The organism is Pseudomonas sp. YuFO8 (assembly GCF_035065025.1).
Classification (GTDB): domain Bacteria; phylum Pseudomonadota; class Gammaproteobacteria; order Pseudomonadales; family Pseudomonadaceae; genus Aquipseudomonas; species Aquipseudomonas putida_AE.
This window is the reverse complement of record NZ_JAXDEQ010000001.1, coordinates 261,878-278,706: the sequence shown is the minus strand read 5'-3', so window position 1 is coordinate 278,706 and position 16,829 is coordinate 261,878. Positions and strand designations below refer to the sequence as shown.

Here is a 16,829-nt window from a genome sequence, read left to right as displayed (position 1 = left end):
AGCTGCCGCAGGCTGCGATCTTTTGGCGCAGGCGATGGCTAAAGATCAAAAGATCGCAGGCTTCGCCAGCTCCTACAGGGACTCTGGCGTCATCCAGAACGGGTGCCGCCAGTTTTCACAAGCCTGCCTTAACCCCATCGGGCCACCCCACAGGCTCGCCCGAGATCGAGACGGATGCAGATTATGCACAGGCTAAAGCACGGCCTACTCCAGGCCGCCGGTTGGCTGTTCTACCTGAGTTTATTGATGGGCATCGCCATGGCGCTGCCTGTGTCCACGTTCGACTCCGAGTCGAAGGACTTCATTTTCCTGATCGGTATCGTCGGTATCTGGCGCTACTCGATGGGTGCCACGCACTTTCTGCGCGGCATGCTGTTCCTGTACGTGGTCTACCCGCACCTGCGGCGCAAAGTGCGCAAGCTGGGCAAGGCGGCGGACCCGTCCCATGTCTTTTTGATGGTCACCAGTTTTCGTATCGATGCGCTGACCACCGCGCAGGTCTACAGCTCGGTGATCCGCGAAGCGATCGACTGCGAGCTGCCAACCACCGTGGTCTGCTCCATCGTTGAAATGTCCGATGAACTGCTGGTCAAGAGCCTGTGGAACCGGATGAACCCGCCTGCCCGGGTCAAGCTCGACTTCGTGCGCATTCCCGGCACCGGCAAGCGCGACGGCCTGGCCTACGGTTTCCGCGCCATCTCCCGCCACCTGCCGGATGACCGCGCCGTGGTGGCCGTGATCGATGGCGACACCGTGCTCGGCGAGGGCACAGTGCGCAAGACCGTGCCGTGGTTCCAGCTGTTCGGCAACGTCGGCGGCCTGACCACCAACGAGTTCTGCGAAGTGCGCGGCGGCTACATCATGAGCGAATGGCACAAGCTGCGTTTCGCCCAGCGCCACATCAACATGTGCTCGATGGCTTTGTCCAAGCGCGTGCTGACCATGACCGGGCGCATGTCGGTGTTCCGTGCCACCGTGGTGACCAACCCGGAATTCATCGCCGACGTGGAAAGCGACTCGCTGCAACACTGGCGCCTGGGTCGTTTCAAATTTCTCACCGGCGACGACAAGTCGAGCTGGTTCAGCCTGATGCGCCTGGGCTACGACACCTTCTACGTGCCGGACGCGGCGATCAACACCGTCGAGCATCCGCCTGAGAAGAGCTTCATCAAGGCCAGCCGCAAGCTGATGTTCCGCTGGTACGGCAACAACCTGCGCCAGAACTCCCGGGCCCTCGGCCTTGGGGTCAAACGCCTCGGTGCGTTCACCTCGGTGGTGCTGTTCGATCAGCGCGTGTCGATGTGGACCTCCCTGCTGGGCTTGACGGTGGCGCTGATCGCCAGCTTCAAGTACGGCACCGCGTTCATCCTGGTGTACCTGCTGTGGATCGGCATCACCCGCCTGATCCTGACCCTGTTGCTGTCCTGCTCCGGCCACCGGATCGGCCCGGCATACCCGGCGATTCTCTATTACAACCAGATCGTCGGCGCGCTGGTGAAGATCTACGTGTTCTTCCGCCTCGACCAACAGTCCTGGACTCGCCAGCCCACTTCCCTGACCCGTGATCTCGCCAGCTTTCAACGTTGGTTCAACACCTGGTCGTCTCGGACCATGACCTTCTCCGCCGGCAGCATTTTTGTCGCCGTGCTGCTGATGATGGTCTGACCGCCCCCTTATTGAATTAACCAGGAAATCGCCCATATGAATACCGCCGTCAACGCCAACGTAGTGCATGAATCCGAAGCCCAGCGCCAACACGCCCGAGTGAAAATCCCGGCCAAGCTGCGTTTCTTCGGCCCTGACCGTACGCCGGTCGAAGCGCGAGTGATCGACCTGTCCGCCGGTGGCCTGGCCTTCAATGCCGGGCAACTGCCACTGAAGATCGGCGACAAGTACAAGGCCCGCCTGCAATTCGTCATCGACAACCTCGGCCTGGCCATGGACGTGGAATTGCAGGTGCGCTCCCATGATCGCGAGACCGGTCGTACCGGCTGCCAGTTCCAGAACCTGGAACCGCAGGACATCTCGACCTTGCGCCACCTGATCACTTCGCACCTGGCGGGCGACATCGTCACCATCGGCGAAGTGCTGGCGACCCTGCAGCGCGACAACTTCACCAAGGCGCGCAAGATCAAGGACGGCGGCCACGGCATGAGCGCGTTCGGGCGCATGAAAGCAGTGACACTCAGCCTGGGGGTTTTCGTCGTCGGCCTGGCGGCGTTCGGCTTCATCTTCAAGTCGGTGTACGGCATGTACTTCGTCAGCCACGCCCAGGCCGGCCTGGTCAGCGTGCCGGGCGTGAACATCACCATGCCCCGCGACGGCACCGTGCAGAGCCTGGTGAAAGGCGATGGCGTTGCAGCCAAAGGCGCACCGCTGGCGACCTTCAGCACCAGCATGCTCGACGTGCTCAAGGGTCACCTGGAAGACGATCAACTGGCCCCGGCCAAGGTTGAAGAGCTGTTCGGCAAGCAGATGACCGGCACCCTGACCTCGCCGTGCGATTGCACCGTGGCCCAGCAAATGGTCGCCGACGGTCAGTACGCCAGCAAAGGCGACGTGATCTTCCAACTGGTGCCACGCAATACCGAAGCCAATGTCGAGGCGCGCTTCTCCTATCGCCAGTTCGGCGACGTTCTGCCAGGCACCCCGGTGCGCTTCCAGATCGCCGGCGAAGACAAGACCCGCACCGGCAAGATCGTCAGCAGCACCAGCCTGAAAAGCGCCGACCTGTCATCCGACATCCGCGTCCTGATCCAGCCTGACGAAGCCCTGGACAGCAGCCTCGCCGGCCGTCCGGTGGAAGTGAACAGCGACCGTGGCCCGAACCTGAACTGGCTGATCGACAAAGCCATGGCTGCTGGTCTGTAACCGGAGGACATGCACGTGACGACGCCACCAATTCCAAGAACACCGCAGTCCCTGTGGGAGCTGGCCTGCCAGCGATTGGATCAATGCGGTACCGCTGGAACACCGAGTCGAATGCATCGCCAGCAGGCTGGCTCCCACATAGGATTGATGGTGTGCTCGCTGGCATTGGCAGTCAGCCTCGCCGGTTGCGCCGGCCTGCCCGACCAGCGCCTGGCCAACGAAGCGCTCAAGCGCGGCGATACCGCCACTGCCGCGGCGAACTACCAGCAACTGGCAGACCTGGGCTACAGCGAAGCCCAGGTTGGCCTGGCCGATCTTCAGGTCGACAGCCGCGACCCGGCGCAGATGAAACAGGCCGAAGCGACTTACCGCGCCGCGGCCAGCGTTTCACCGCGGGCCCAGGCACGCCTGGGTCGCCTGCTGGTGGCCAAGCCCGGCTCCACCGAAGCCGAACAGCACGAAGCCGAAGGCCTGTTGAAAAAAGCCTCGGCCGCCGGCGAAGGCAACACCCTGATCCCGTTGGCGATGCTGTACCTGCAATACCCGCACAGCTTCCCCAACGTCGACGCCCAGCAGCAGATCAGCCAATGGCGCGCCGAAGGCAAGCCGGAAGCGGGCCTGGCGCAAGTGCTGCTGTATCGCACCCAGGGCACCTACGACCAGCACCTCGACGAAGTGGAAAAGGTCTGCAAGGCGGCGCTCAACACCACCGACATCTGCTACGTCGAACTGGCCACGGTCTACCAGAAACAGGCCAAGCCGGAGCAACAGGCCGAGCTGATCAAGCAGATGCAGGCCGCTCACAGTCGCGGCGCCGTTTCCGCTCAGCGTGTCGACAGCGTCGCCCGCGTGCTCGCCGATCGGACCCTGGGCACGCCCGACGAAAAAACCGCGCAGTCGCTGCTTGAACCCATCGCTCCAGGCTACCCGGCCTCGTGGGTCACCCTCGCGCAACTGATCTACGACTTCCCGGAACTCGGCGATGTCGACCAGATGATGAAGTACCTGGACAACGGCCGCGCCGCCGACCAACCGCGCGCCGAGCTGTTGCTGGGCAAGCTCTACTACGAAGGCAAGATGGTCCCGGCCGACGCCAAGGTCGCCGAGGAACACTTCCAGAAAGCCGTCGGCCGTGAAGTCGCCGCCGATTACTACCTTGGCCAGATCTATCGCCGTGGCTACCTGGGCAAGGTCTATCCGCAGAAGGCCCTGGATCATCTGCTGACCGCTGCGCGTAACGGCCAGAACAGCGCCGACTTCGCCATCGCCCAACTGTTTTCCCAAGGCAAAGGCACCAAGCCTGACCCGCTCAATGCATACGTCTTCAGCCAGTTGGCCAAGACCCAGAACACCCCGCAAGCCACCGAGCTTGCGCAAACCCTCGAAGCCCAACTGCCGCCTGCGCAGCTGGCCGAGGCCCAGCGCCTGTTGAAACAGGAACAGGCGGTTCGCGGCAACTTGAGCCAGAACACGCTGCAACTGCACGCCCTGCAAGAAGAAGACGGCGAGGAATCCCTATGAAGTTGAATCCATTCATGAAGGCCGGAATCGGCCTGACATTCGCGCTGATCTGGTCGTGCCCGACACTGGCGGCGATGACTGAAGAAACCAAGAACTACGGCCTGGACGTGAAAATCACCGGCCAGTCCGAAGACGACCGAGACCTGGGCACCCAGAGTGGCGGCGACGTCAATGGCCTGGGCCTCGACCTGCGCCCGTGGGTGTATGGCGAGAGCGGCGCGTGGAGCGCGTATGCAATGGGTCAAGCCGTGACGTCCACCGACATCATCGAGACCGATACCCTGCAGCAATCCGAAGGCACCGAAAACACCGTCAACAATGACCGCAAGACCAAGAAGAACTACCTGGCGATGCGCGAGTTCTGGGTCGGCTACAGCGGCTTCACGCCCTACCCTGGCGAAATCCTGAAATTCGGCCGCCAGCGTCTGCACAACGACGACGGTCAATGGCGCGACACCAACATCGAAGCCCTGAACTGGACCTTCGACACCACCCTGTTGCGCGCCAACGCCGGTATCGCCGAACGCTTCAGCGAGTACCGCACTGACCTGAAGGAACTGGCGCCGAAGGACAAGGATCGCCTGCACGCCTACGCCGATGCCGAATACCAATGGACACCGGGCCACTGGGCCGGCATTCGCGGTCATCACACCCACGATGACGGCAAGCTCGATTATCCAGAGCCGGGTGTGGCCGGCGATTCGCTGGACAAGAAACAGAACGGCGATATCAGCTGGCTGGGCCTGCAGGCCAACAGCGACGCCTACAACTGGCGCAACACCAACACGGTCAACTACTGGGGCAGCATCACCGGCATGAGCGGCGACCGCGACACGGTCAACCCGCTGAACGCCGATGGCACCGCACCGGCGCAAGCCAAGCACAGCGGCGATGTCGATGGCTGGGCCACCGACCTGGGCGTACGTCTGCGCCTCGATCCGCAATGGCAAGTCGGTGCGGCCTACGCCCGTGCCAGCGCCGATTACGAACAGAACGGCCTGGAAAGCAACCGCTCGAGCTACACCGGTACCCGCTCGCGTGTGCACCGTTTCGGCGAAGCCTTCCGTGGCGAAATGAACAACATGCAATCGGCCACCCTGTTCGGTTCGTGGATGCTCAACGACGAGTACGACGCCAGCCTGATCTACCACAAGTTCTGGCGCGTCGACGGCAACAAGCCGATCACCAGCAACGGCATCGACGCCGTGCAGAACAACACCGACGACGTCACCGGCGCGGTGCTGTCCAGCACGTCCCTGCCACTGAACGATGGTGATAAAGACCTCGGCCAGGAAATGGATCTGGTGGTCACCAAGTACTTCAAGCAAGGCCTGCTGCCGGCGGCATTGAGCCAGAAGATCGATGAGCCTTCGGCCCTGGTGCGCTTCCGTGGCGGTGTGTTCAAGCCGGGCGACGCCTACGGCAAGGAAGTCGATTCGTACATGCACCGCGCGTTCGTCGACGTGATCTGGCGCTTCTGATGCACATTGCGAAGGGAGTCCCCGACATGAACAGTGCCAAGAAAGGGTCCTTGACCTTGCTCGCCGGCGCCCTGCTGCTGGCCAGCGCGACTGCCTTCGCCAATGTGGAGCCGGCCGCCAAGCCGGCCACCATGGCCAAGGAACTGCAACAGGCCAAGACCTATACCGTCAGCAGCGCACCGACCGCGCCGCTGGAGCTGGCCACGCCGAAACTGCCGGACACCTCGGGCTACACCGCCGAAGCCATCGCCGCAAAAGTCGTGCGCAGCAAGGCCGGCAAGATCAGCGTGCGCCGCATGATGCAGGAAGACGCCCTGAAGGACTTCATCGGCGGCGACAACAAGATGGCCGAGTGGGTCGTGCGCCAGCACGGCATCCCCCAGGCGATCTTCGTTGACGACGGCTACATGAACCTCAAGGACCTGGCGAAGAAGCTGCCCAAGCAGTACTTCAGCGAAACCTCGCCGGGCGTATTCCTGGCCAAGTTGCCGATCGTGGTGGGCAACAAGGGCATCCTGGAAATCGACAAGCAGACCCAGGAACTGCGCCTGTCCCAGGAGGCCGGCTCGTTCCTGGTCAACGACGGCCAGTTGTTCGTGCGTGATACCAAAATCACTGGCTGGAGTGAGAAGGCCAACGGCCCGGCGGCCTTCAAGTCGCCCAAGGAATTCCGTCCGTTCCTGCTGTCCTGGGGCGGCACCGAGACCTACATCGCCAACAGCAAGATCGCCAGTTTCGGCTACGCCAACAGTAAGTCCTACGGCGTGAGTATTTCCCAGTACACGCCGAACATGGCCAAGGTACTCAAGCGTCCTGAGCCGACCGGCTGGATCGTCGGTTCCGAGTTCTCGGACATGTGGTACGGCTTCTACTGCTACGAAACCCGCGACTTCGTGGTCAAGGGCAACACCTACAAAGACAACATCGTCTACGGCATCGACCCCCACGACCGTTCCCACGGCCTGATCATTGCCGACAACACGGTGTTCGGGACCAAGAAGAAGCACGGGATCATCATTTCCCGTGAGGTCAACGACAGCTTCATCTTCAACAACCGCAGCTACGACAACAAGTTGTCGGGCCTGGTGATCGACCGTAACAGCGTGAACAACCTGATCGCCCATAACGAGATCTACCAGAACCACACCGACGGCATCACCCTCTACGAGAGTGCCGACAACCTGCTGTGGGGCAACAAGGTGATCAGCAACCGTCGTCACGGCATCCGCATTCGTAACAGCGTGAACATTCGCCTGTACGAAAACGTCGCCATGGCCAACGGCCTGACCGGCGTCTACGGCCACATCAAGGACCTGACCAACACCGACCGTGACATCAAGCTCGACCCGTTCGACGCCCAGGTGTCGCTGATCGTGGTCGGCGGTGAACTGGCGGCCAATGGCAGTGGCCCACTGTCCATCGACTCGCCGCTGAGCGTCGAGTTGTATCGCGTGTCCATGCTCGCCCCGACCAAATCCAGCGGCATCAGCTTCTCGGGGATTCTCGGCGAGCGCCAGGATGAAATTCTCGACCTGCTGGTGCGCCAGCAGAAAGCCGTGCTGATCGACCCTGTCGAACGCCAGACCGAAATGCGGGACTGAGGATAATTTTATGCACCCACACTTGATCAAATTACTCAGCCTGTCGGCCCTGACCGCCGGCATTCTCGCCGCCAGCGGTGGTGTTCGCGCCGATGAAGTGCAAGCACCGAAATTCAGCGCCGAGCCGTGCTGCAGCCTGTGCCCCGCCGCCCACGACGCGAAGAACTACACCACGCGTTACCAGCAGAACTTCACCACGCTGGTACAGGCCCAGGGCGACTGGTTGTTCCGTACGCAAGAAGACTTGCGCACCGAATTCGACACCACACCTGCCGGCTACAAGCGCATGAAGCAACTGCACGATGCGTTCAAGAGCAAAGGCGTGGAGCTGGTGGTGGTTTACCAGCCGACCCGTGGCCTGGTGAACCGCAACAAGTTGAACCCGGCAGAAAAAGCCAGCTTCGATTTCGACAAGGCGCTGAAGAACTACAAGACCATGCTCGGCCGTTTCGCGCAGATGGGTTACGTGGTACCGGACCTGTCGCCGCTGACCAACGAGTCGCTGCCCGACACCCTGCCCGCCCACGATTTCTACTTCCGTGGCGACCAGCACTGGACGCCATACGGCGCCCAGCGCACGGCAAAAATCGTGGCGGAAAAGGTCAAGCAGATCCCGGCCTTCGCCGACATTCCCAAGCGTGAATTCGAGACCCACAAGTCGGGTCGCATGGGCAAGACCGGAACATTGCACAACATGGCTGGTCAACTCTGTGGCACCAGCTACGCGATCCAGTACATGGATCAATTCACCACCGAGCCGAAAGGCGAAGCAGGCGATGGCGATCTGTTCGGCGATTCCGGCAATCCGGAAATCACCCTGGTCGGCACCAGCCACAGTGGCAAGAACTACAACTTCGCCGGTTTCCTCGAAGAGGCCATCGGCGCCGACATTCTCAACGTGGCGTTCCCCGGCGGTGGCCTGGAAGGTTCGATGCTGCAGTACCTGGGCAGCGAAGAGTTCCAGAAGAACCCGCCGAAGATTCTCATCTGGGAATTCTCGCCGCTCTATCGCCTCGACCAGGAAACCATCTACCGCCAGATGATGGCGCTGCTGGACAACGGTTGCGAAGGCAAGGATGCACAGATGTCGGCCAGCACCACGCTGAAGCCGGGCAAGAACGAGCTTATGGTCAACAGCAAAAACCTGAACCTGCAAAACAGCAGTCACCAGGTCGACATCCGCTTCGCCGACACCTCGGTGAAAACCTTGCAAGCCACCCTCTGGTACATGAACGGGCGCCACGAGGACATCAAGATCGACAAACCGGAAACCTCCGACACTGACGGACGTTTCGCCTTCGAGTTGCGCACGGACGAAGACTGGGCCTCGCAGAACCTGCTGGCCGTCGAAATCCAGGGCCCTGAAAAAGCGGGCACCGCGCCACAGAAAGTCGAAGCGAAAATCTGCAAACGCAACGTATTCCCGAACGCTGAGCAACGTACTGCTTCAGCCGGGCAATGAGGTCTGCTATGCGAAATCCGAAACTTGCAACACTGACGCTGTTGAGCCTGGCGATGTTCGCCGGTGCGACCCAGGCCGCGGCGCCACTGCGCCCGCCACAGGGCTATTTTGCGCCGATCGAGAAAGTCAAAACCGGCGACAAGAGCGAAGGCTGCGATGCCATGCCGACGCCCTACACCGGCTCGCTGCAATTTCGCAGCAAGTACGAAGGTTCGGACAAGGCCCGTTCAACACTGAACGTGCAGTCGGAAAAAGCCTTCCGCGACAGCACCGCCGACATCACCAAGCTCGAGCGCGGCACCAGCAAGCGCGTCATGCAGTTCATGCGTGACGGTCGCCCGGAACAGCTGGAGTGCACCCTGAACTGGTTGACGGCGTGGGCCAAGGCCGATGCGTTGATGTCCAAGGACTTCAACCACACCGGCAAGTCGATGCGCAAATGGGCGCTGGGCAGCATGGCGTCGTCCTACATTCGCCTGAAGTTTTCCGACTCCCACCCGCTGGCCAACCATCAGCAGGAGTCGCAGTTGATCGAAGCCTGGTTCAACCGTATGGCCGACCAGGTGGTCAGCGACTGGGACAACCTGCCGCTGGAAAAAACCAACAACCACTCGTACTGGGCCGCCTGGTCGGTGATGGCGACCTCGGTCGCCACCAACCGCCGCGACCTGTTCGACTGGGCCGTGAAGGAATACAAGGTCGGCGCCAATCAGGTTGATGCGGACGGTTATCTGCCGAACGAACTCAAGCGCCAGCAACGCGCCCTCGCCTATCACAACTATGCCCTGCCGCCGCTGGCGATGATCGCCAGTTTCGCCCAGGTCAATGGTGTGGATTTGCGCCAGGAAAACAACGGCGCATTGAAACGCCTGGGTGATCGCGTACTCGCCGGGGTAGAAGACCCGGATGAGTTCGAGGAAAAAAACGGCAAGAAACAGGACATGACCGACCTGAAAGTCGACTCGAAATTCGCCTGGCTCGAACCGTTCTGCACCCTCTACACCTGCGCGCCGGAGGTGCTGGAGAAGAAGCATGACATGCAACCGTTCAAGACCTTCCGCCTGGGCGGGGATTTGACCAAGGTCTACGACCCGGCCAACGAAAAGGGCAAGGGTTCCTAGAACGACGCATTCCCCCTGTAGGAGCTGGCTTGCCAGCGATGCGGTGTGTCAGTCGACATCAATGTTGGATGTCAGACCGAATCGCTGGCAAGCCAGCTCCTACAGGGATCGCGGTGGTTTTTGAATGCAATGTGCCCCCGGTTTTTCGTGGGGGGTTTGGGGGGGCCGTTGGCCCTTGAATGTAGCTTCAAACAAGGAGAGATCGGGATGGTTTTTTCGTCCAACGTGTTCCTGTTTTTGTTCTTGCCGATCTTTCTCGGCTTGTACTACTTGAGCGGGCAACGCTATCGCAATCTGCTGCTGCTGATCGCCAGCTACGTGTTCTACGCCTGGTGGCGTGTGGACTTCCTCGCACTGTTCGCGGCGGTCACGCTGTGGAACTACTGGATCGGCCTGAAAGTCGGCGCCGCAGGCGTTCGGACCAAACCGGCGCAGCGCTGGCTGCTGCTCGGCGTGGCGGTCGACCTGTGCATCCTCGGCTACTTCAAGTACGCCAACTTCGGCGTCGACAGCATCAACGCCATGATGACCTCGGTGGGCCTGGAGCCGTTTATCCTGACCCATGTGCTGCTGCCGATCGGCATCTCGTTCTACATCTTCGAGTCCATCAGCTACATCATCGACGTCTACCGTGGCGATACCCCGGCGACCCGCAACCTGATCGACTTCGCGGCGTTCGTGGCGATCTTCCCGCACCTGATCGCAGGTCCCGTGTTGCGTTTTCGCGACCTCGCCGACCAGTTCAACAACCGCACCCACACCCTCGACAAGTTCTCCGAGGGCTGCACGCGGTTCATGCAGGGTTTCATCAAGAAGGTGTTCATCGCCGACACCCTCGCGGTAGTGGCCGATCATTGCTTCGCCCTGCAAAACCCGACCACGGGTGACGCCTGGCTCGGCGCCCTGGCGTACACCGCGCAGCTGTACTTCGACTTCTCCGGCTACAGCGACATGGCCATCGGCCTGGGCTTGATGATGGGTTTCCGCTTCATGGAAAACTTCAAGCAGCCGTACATCAGCCAGTCGATCACCGAGTTCTGGCGCCGCTGGCACATCAGCCTGTCGACCTGGCTGCGTGACTACCTGTACATCACCCTGGGCGGTAACCGCAAAGGCACCCTGACCACCTATCGCAACCTGTTCCTGACCATGCTGCTCGGTGGCCTGTGGCACGGTGCGAACATCACCTACATCGTTTGGGGTGCATGGCACGGCATGTGGCTGGCGATCGAGAAAGCCCTCGGCCTGAACACTTCGCCACGCAGCTTCAACCCGATTCGCTGGGCACTGACCTTCCTGCTGGTAGTGATGGGCTGGGTGATCTTCCGTGCGGAAAACCTGCACGTGGCCGGTCGCATGTACGGCGCGATGTTCAGCTTCGGCGAGTGGTCGCTGTCGGAACTCAACCAGGCCAGCCTCACCGGCCTGCAAATCGCAACCCTGGTGGTGGCCTACGTGACCCTGGCGTTCTTCGGCCTGCGTGATTTCTACAGCAACCAGCCGCCAGTGAAGACCAAGCCTGAAGTGAATGTCGATGCCGATGGCCCTGCCGCCAGCGAACCCGGCCTGATCAAGGCCGCGCCTGGTGATAACCCGGCGAGCATCCACCAGCCTGGCTACACCGTCGGCGTCGATGCCCAGGTGCAACCGGCCTACTGGACCGCTGACTGGTCGCGCTACGCAATGCGCGCATTGGTACTGCTGCTGTTCATCGCCTCGATTCTCAAACTCTCGGCGCAAAGCTTCTCGCCGTTCCTTTACTTCCAGTTCTGAGGGATCTGACCATGACCCGCTCATTACGCATCTTCTACATCGCCCTGTTCCTGGTGACGCTGCTGGCCCTGGGCCTGTGGTCGGTCCGCAGCTTCCTCGGCTTCAGCACCAACGCCGATGCGACGGTGCTCAATGGCCGCTGGACCAAGGCCGTGGAGACGCACTACGACGACGAGTTCCCGATCAAGCGCCTGGGCACCAACCTCTGGGCCGCGCTGGACTTCAAGCTGTTCAACGAGGGTCGTCCGGGCGTCGTGCTCGGTCGCGACCAGTGGCTGTACAGCGATGAAGAATTCCATCCGACGGTCAACGAAGAGCTGAACCTGCAAGGCAACTACGCGCTGGTCGAAGGCGTGCGCCAGACCCTGAAAGACAAGGGTGTGAAACTGGTGATGGCGGTGGTTCCGGCCAAGGTGCGCCTGTACCCGGAACACCTCGGTGAGGTGAAACCGGCCAGCATCCACGCCAACCTCTACCAGGACTTCCACAAGCGTCTGGCCGCCGACCACATCCTTGCCCCTGATTTGCTGGGCCCGCTGCAAGCGGCCAAGCGCGACGGCAAGCAAGTGTTCCTGCGCACCGACACCCACTGGACTCCGGAAGGCGCCGAGATCGCCGCCAACCGCCTGGCCAGGACCATTGCCGACAAGTACCCGCTGAGCGGCGAACCGCAAAACTTCGTCACCGAGCCTGCGGAGAAAATCACCCACAAGGGCGACCTGCGTCTGTTCCTGCCACTGGACCCGCTGTTCGAAAACCTGATGCCGGCGCAAGAGCCTCTGCAGAAGCGCAACACCGTTGCCGCTGATGACCAGCCAGCCGCTGAAGACGCCCTGTTCGCCAACACCGAAGTGCCCGTGGCACTGATCGGCACCAGCTACAGCGCCAACCCTAACTGGAACTTCGTCGGCGCGTTGAAACAAGCGCTGCGCAGCGACGTGGTCAATTACGCCGAAGACGGCCACGGCCCGATCCTGCCGATGCTCAGCTACCTCAAAAGCGACGCTTTCAAGAACAGCCCGCCACAAGTGCTGATCTGGGAGTTTCCTGAACGCTATCTGCCTGTGAACAACGAAATCGGCGACGCCGACCCGCAGTGGGTCGCAGAGCTTAAACAAGCCGGCGCCCGCCAACAAAACGTAGCCATCAACACTAAATCCGAGACGCCCGACCGGGCGCAAAACTGAAAGAGAGAGGTACTACCATGACTTTCAAGACTACTCCTCGTCGTCTCGCCAAGACCTTTGCACTGGTTGCTGGTATGAGTGTGCTTTCGATGCAGGCCTTCGCCGGTGGCGATGCCGCACTGTACGGCCCGACCGCACCGAAAGGCTCGTCCTTCGTGCGGATCTACAACGCCAGCAACGCAGAAGTCAGCGCCACTGTCGGCAGCACCAACCTGAGCGATGTCGCGCCGCTGTCGAGCAGCGACTTCAGCTTCATGCCGGGCGGTGACTACAGCGCCAAGGTCGGCAGCCAGACCCTGCCGGTGAAACTGGCCGGCGACCACTATTACACCCTGGTCAACAACGCCAGCGGCGCACCGCAACTGATCGAAGAGCCGCCGTTCAAGAACAAGCAGAAATCCCTGGTGCGCGTGCAGAACCTCAGCGACAAGGCGCTGACCCTGAAAACCGCCGACGGCAAGACCGACGTGGTCCCGAACGTGGCCGCCAAGGGCCGTGGCGAGCGTGAAATCAACCCGGTCAAAGTCAGCCTGGCGCTATACGATGGCGCAACGAAAGTCGGCGACGTGAAACCGGTCGCCCTGGAACGCGGTGAAGCCGCCGTGCTGTACGTCACCGGCAGCGGCAGCAGCCTGTCGCCGGTCTGGGTAAAACGCCCGGTATCGACGCGCTAATCATTTTCCCGAATTGACCCGGCTCCGTGGGAGCCGGCCTGCCGGCGATGCAGGCCACTCGGTTTTGTCGATGTACCGAGGTGATGCCATCGCCAGCAGGCTGGCTCCCACAAAAGCCTAACCAAACGATTTTCAAGGAGTAACAACATGATTCCGGTGATCTTGTCAGGTGGTAGCGGCTCACGTCTTTGGCCGCTTTCCCGTAAGCAGTTCCCTAAACAGTTCCTGGCCCTGACCGGCGAGCACACCCTGTTCCAGCAAACCCTGGAACGCCTGGTGTTCGACGGCATGGACACGCCGATCGTGGTCTGCAACAAGGACCACCGTTTCATCGTCAACGAGCAGTTGGCCGCGCGCAAACTCGAAACCCAGCGCATCCTGATGGAACCGTTCGGCCGCAACACCGCGCCGGCCGTGGCCCTGACCGCGATGATGCTGGTCAACGAAGGTCGTGACGAACTGATGCTGGTCCTGCCGGCCGACCACGTGCTGGAAGACCAGAAAGCCCTGCAACGTGCCCTGGCCCTGGCCACCGTCGCCGCCGAAAACGGCGAAATGGTGCTGTTCGGCGTCCCGGCCACCAAACCGGAAACCGGCTACGGCTACATCAAGTCGACCAACGATTCACTGCTGCCCGAAGGCGTCAGCCGCGTTTCGCACTTCGTCGAAAAACCGGACGTGAAACGCGCCACCGAGTACGTCCAGTCCGGCGGTTACTTCTGGAACAGCGGCATGTTCCTGTTCCGCGCCAGCCGCTTCCTCGAAGAGCTGAAAAAGCACGATCCGGACATCTACGACACCTGCCTGCTGACCCTCGAGCGCAGCGCCCAGGACGCCGACACCGTGAGCATCGACGAAGCCACTTTCGCCTGCTGCCCGGACAACTCCATCGACTACTCGGTCATGGAAAAAACCCAGCGCGCCTGCGTCGTACCGCTGACTGCGGGCTGGAGCGATGTCGGCTGCTGGTCGTCGTTGTGGGAAGTGAATGCGAAAGATGCCAATGGCAACGTCACCAAAGGCGACGTGGTGATCCAGGACAGCAAGAACTGCATGATCCACGGCAACGGCAAACTGGTGTCGGTGATCGGCCTGGAAAACATCGTGGTGGTCGAAACCAAGGACGCCATGATGATCGCGCACAAGGACAAGGTCCAGGGCGTGAAGCAGATGGTCAACACCCTCAACGAACAGGGCCGCAGCGAAACCCAGAACCACTGCGAAGTCTATCGTCCGTGGGGCTCCTACGACTCGGTCGACATGGGCGGGCGTTTCCAGGTCAAGCACATCTCGGTGAAACCGGGCGCGTGCCTGTCGCTGCAAATGCACCACCACCGCGCCGAGCACTGGATCGTGGTCAGCGGCACGGCTGAAGTGACCTGCGACGAGAACGTGTTCCTGCTGACTGAAAACCAGTCGACTTACATTCCGATTGCTTCGGTGCACCGCCTGCGCAACCCGGGCAAGATTCCACTCGAGATCATCGAAGTGCAATCGGGCAGTTATCTGGGTGAGGACGATATCGAGCGGTTCGAAGATATCTACGGGCGCTCGACCCCGATTGAGCGCGGCGTGTCGGTGAAAACCATCGCGCAGTAAGCATTGTTTACCTTAAGCCCCCGCTCAACCCGCTGCGTCCCCTATCCGCAGCGGGTTGAGCGGGGCTTTTTTTGTCCGGGTTTTGTGTTGCCCAGGCTTGCTCGCGAATAGGCCAGCACATCCGCCACAAAATCTCGCCCATCGCCACCTCCCCTACGCTTAGGTAGGATGGTCTCTCCATCCCCCAAGGTTTTCACGTCATGTTCATCGGTGTCCTGCTGGTCATCACCTGGCTGATCCTGCTCCTGCGCTATCCGACCAAAGCCTTGCCCGTGTCCATGGCCGCCGCCGTAGGGCTGGGCATCGTCGCCACCTGGGTCATCTGGATGGACCACCGCGAACTCAAACAGCTTGAACGCCTGGAACTGCGCATCAGCTACGCACCGCAACATTGCCCTGCCGACCGGCCGCTGCAATTGACCATGAGCAACGGCAACGACGTGCCGCTGACCGAGTTGCGCTGGCGCGTCGCCGCTTATGCGCCGGGCGACACCGTCAACCTGGCCGACAATCAGTACACCGCCCCTCGCTATCGCGGGCCTGGCGAATTGCAGGCTGGGGGTAGCTGGGAAGATTGCCTGCCCATGCCGCCGTTGCGCCCCGGCTATCGCCCGGAAACCCTGGAGTTTCGCGCCGAGCGTTTGCACGGCACTTTCTCCGACTGACCTCTCCCCCACTTTTTTGCACAAGGACCGCGCCATGCCCGTTGCGTTGATTACCGGATGTTCCAGTGGCATCGGCCGCGCCCTGGCCAATGCCTTCAAATCTGCTGGTTATACCGTCTGGGCCAGTGCCCGCAAGACTGAAGATGTCGCAGCGCTGACCACTGCCGGTTTTATTGCCGTGCAACTGGACGTCAACGATGGCCCGGCACTCGAACAATTGAGCGAACGGATCAACCAGCAACACGGCAGCCTCGATGTGCTGATCAACAATGCCGGCTACGGTGCGATGGGGCCTTTGCTCGATGGCGGCGTGCAGGCGATGCAGCGCCAGTTTGAAACCAACGTGTTCGCCATCGTCGGCGTGACCCGGGCGATGTTTGGTGTGTTGCGTCGGGCCAAAGGGATTGTCGTCAATATCGGTAGCGTTTCCGGGGTTCTGGTCACGCCGTTCGCAGGGGCATATTGCGCCTCGAAAGCCGCGGTGCATGCCTTGAGCGATGCCTTGCGCATGGAACTGGCGCCGTTTGGCGTGCGGGTGATGGAGGTGCAGCCGGGGGCGATCGCTTCCAGTTTTGCCAGGAATGCCGGGCATGAGGCGGAGCAATTGATCACCGAACAATCGCCGTGGTTTCCGTTGCGCGAAGGTATTCGGGCACGGGCCAAGGCGTCCCAGGACAATCCGACGCCGGCCAGTGAGTTTGCCGCGGGGTTGCTCAAGGCCGTGCAGCAAAGCAAACCGCCGCGGCTGATTCGTCTTGGCAATGGCAGCCGGGCGTTGCCGTTGATGGCGGGGTTGTTGCCCAAGGGCTTGCTGGAGTCGGCGTTGATGAGGCGATTCGGGTTGCGTGGGCAGCTCTGAGACCCAGTCGACGCC

The 16,829-nt window shown here is 61.3% G+C and carries 13 protein-coding genes; all 13 read left to right on the top strand.

Features of this window, described 5'->3' with window-relative positions; genetic code table 11:
- Window positions 1-183 precede the first annotated feature (183 nt).
- The 13 genes from alg8 to SOP95_RS01205 all read left to right on the top strand — a co-directional run bounded on the left by alg8 (window position 184) and on the right by SOP95_RS01205 (window position 16,814).
- Window positions 184-1,665 (top strand): mannuronan synthase, encoded by a 1,482-nt coding sequence (gene alg8 / locus SOP95_RS01265; protein ID WP_406592065.1) that lies wholly within the window; start codon window positions 184-186, stop codon window positions 1,663-1,665.
- A 36-nt stretch (window positions 1,666-1,701) separates the two neighbouring features.
- A complete protein-coding gene (locus SOP95_RS01260) occupies window positions 1,702-2,871 on the top strand; it encodes an alginate biosynthesis protein Alg44 (RefSeq protein WP_274073923.1) in 1,170 nt (389 codons plus the stop codon).
- A gap of 9 nt (window positions 2,872-2,880) precedes the next feature.
- The gene (gene algK, locus SOP95_RS01255) at window positions 2,881-4,392 is read left to right on the top strand and encodes an alginate biosynthesis TPR repeat lipoprotein AlgK (RefSeq protein ID WP_406592064.1); all 1,512 of its coding nucleotides are present in this window, start codon (window positions 2,881-2,883) and stop codon (window positions 4,390-4,392) included.
- The gene (locus SOP95_RS01250) at window positions 4,389-5,873 is read left to right on the top strand and encodes an alginate export family protein (RefSeq protein ID WP_274073925.1); all 1,485 of its coding nucleotides are present in this window, start codon (window positions 4,389-4,391) and stop codon (window positions 5,871-5,873) included. Before algK ends, SOP95_RS01250 begins: the two co-directional genes overlap by 4 nt.
- A gap of 26 nt (window positions 5,874-5,899) precedes the next feature.
- Window positions 5,900-7,474 carry a mannuronan 5-epimerase AlgG gene (gene algG, locus SOP95_RS01245; protein ID WP_274073926.1) on the top strand — a complete coding sequence of 525 codons (1,575 nt, stop codon included), beginning with the start codon at window positions 5,900-5,902 and terminating at the stop codon, window positions 7,472-7,474.
- Window positions 7,475-7,484: 10 nt separating this feature from the next.
- On the top strand, window positions 7,485-8,936 hold the full coding sequence (locus tag SOP95_RS01240) for an alginate O-acetyltransferase (RefSeq protein ID WP_323605619.1): 1,452 nt from the start codon (window positions 7,485-7,487) through the stop codon (window positions 8,934-8,936).
- Window positions 8,937-8,944: 8 nt separating this feature from the next.
- A complete protein-coding gene (locus SOP95_RS01235) occupies window positions 8,945-10,057 on the top strand; it encodes a mannuronate-specific alginate lyase (protein WP_274073928.1) in 1,113 nt (370 codons plus the stop codon).
- Between the two features lie 207 nt (window positions 10,058-10,264).
- Window positions 10,265-11,830: an MBOAT family O-acyltransferase gene (locus SOP95_RS01230; protein WP_274073929.1), complete on the top strand. Its 1,566-nt coding sequence runs from the start codon at window positions 10,265-10,267 to the stop codon at window positions 11,828-11,830.
- An 11-nt stretch (window positions 11,831-11,841) separates the two neighbouring features.
- On the top strand, window positions 11,842-13,017 hold the full coding sequence (locus tag SOP95_RS01225; protein ID WP_274073930.1) for an alginate O-acetyltransferase: 1,176 nt from the start codon (window positions 11,842-11,844) through the stop codon (window positions 13,015-13,017).
- Window positions 13,018-13,034: 17 nt separating this feature from the next.
- Window positions 13,035-13,691 (top strand): alginate O-acetyltransferase AlgF, encoded by a 657-nt coding sequence (locus tag SOP95_RS01220; protein WP_274073931.1) that lies wholly within the window; start codon window positions 13,035-13,037, stop codon window positions 13,689-13,691.
- 147 nt (window positions 13,692-13,838) lie between these two features.
- Window positions 13,839-15,290, top strand: a complete 1,452-nt coding sequence (locus SOP95_RS01215; protein WP_274073932.1) for a mannose-1-phosphate guanylyltransferase/mannose-6-phosphate isomerase — start codon at window positions 13,839-13,841, stop codon at window positions 15,288-15,290.
- A 200-nt stretch (window positions 15,291-15,490) separates the two neighbouring features.
- The gene (locus SOP95_RS01210) at window positions 15,491-15,955 is read left to right on the top strand and encodes a multidrug transporter (protein WP_274073933.1); all 465 of its coding nucleotides are present in this window, start codon (window positions 15,491-15,493) and stop codon (window positions 15,953-15,955) included.
- A gap of 34 nt (window positions 15,956-15,989) precedes the next feature.
- Entirely contained in the window at window positions 15,990-16,814 is an 825-nt protein-coding gene (locus tag SOP95_RS01205; protein WP_323605617.1) for an SDR family oxidoreductase, read from the top strand.
- Window positions 16,815-16,829: the final 15 nt, after the last annotated feature.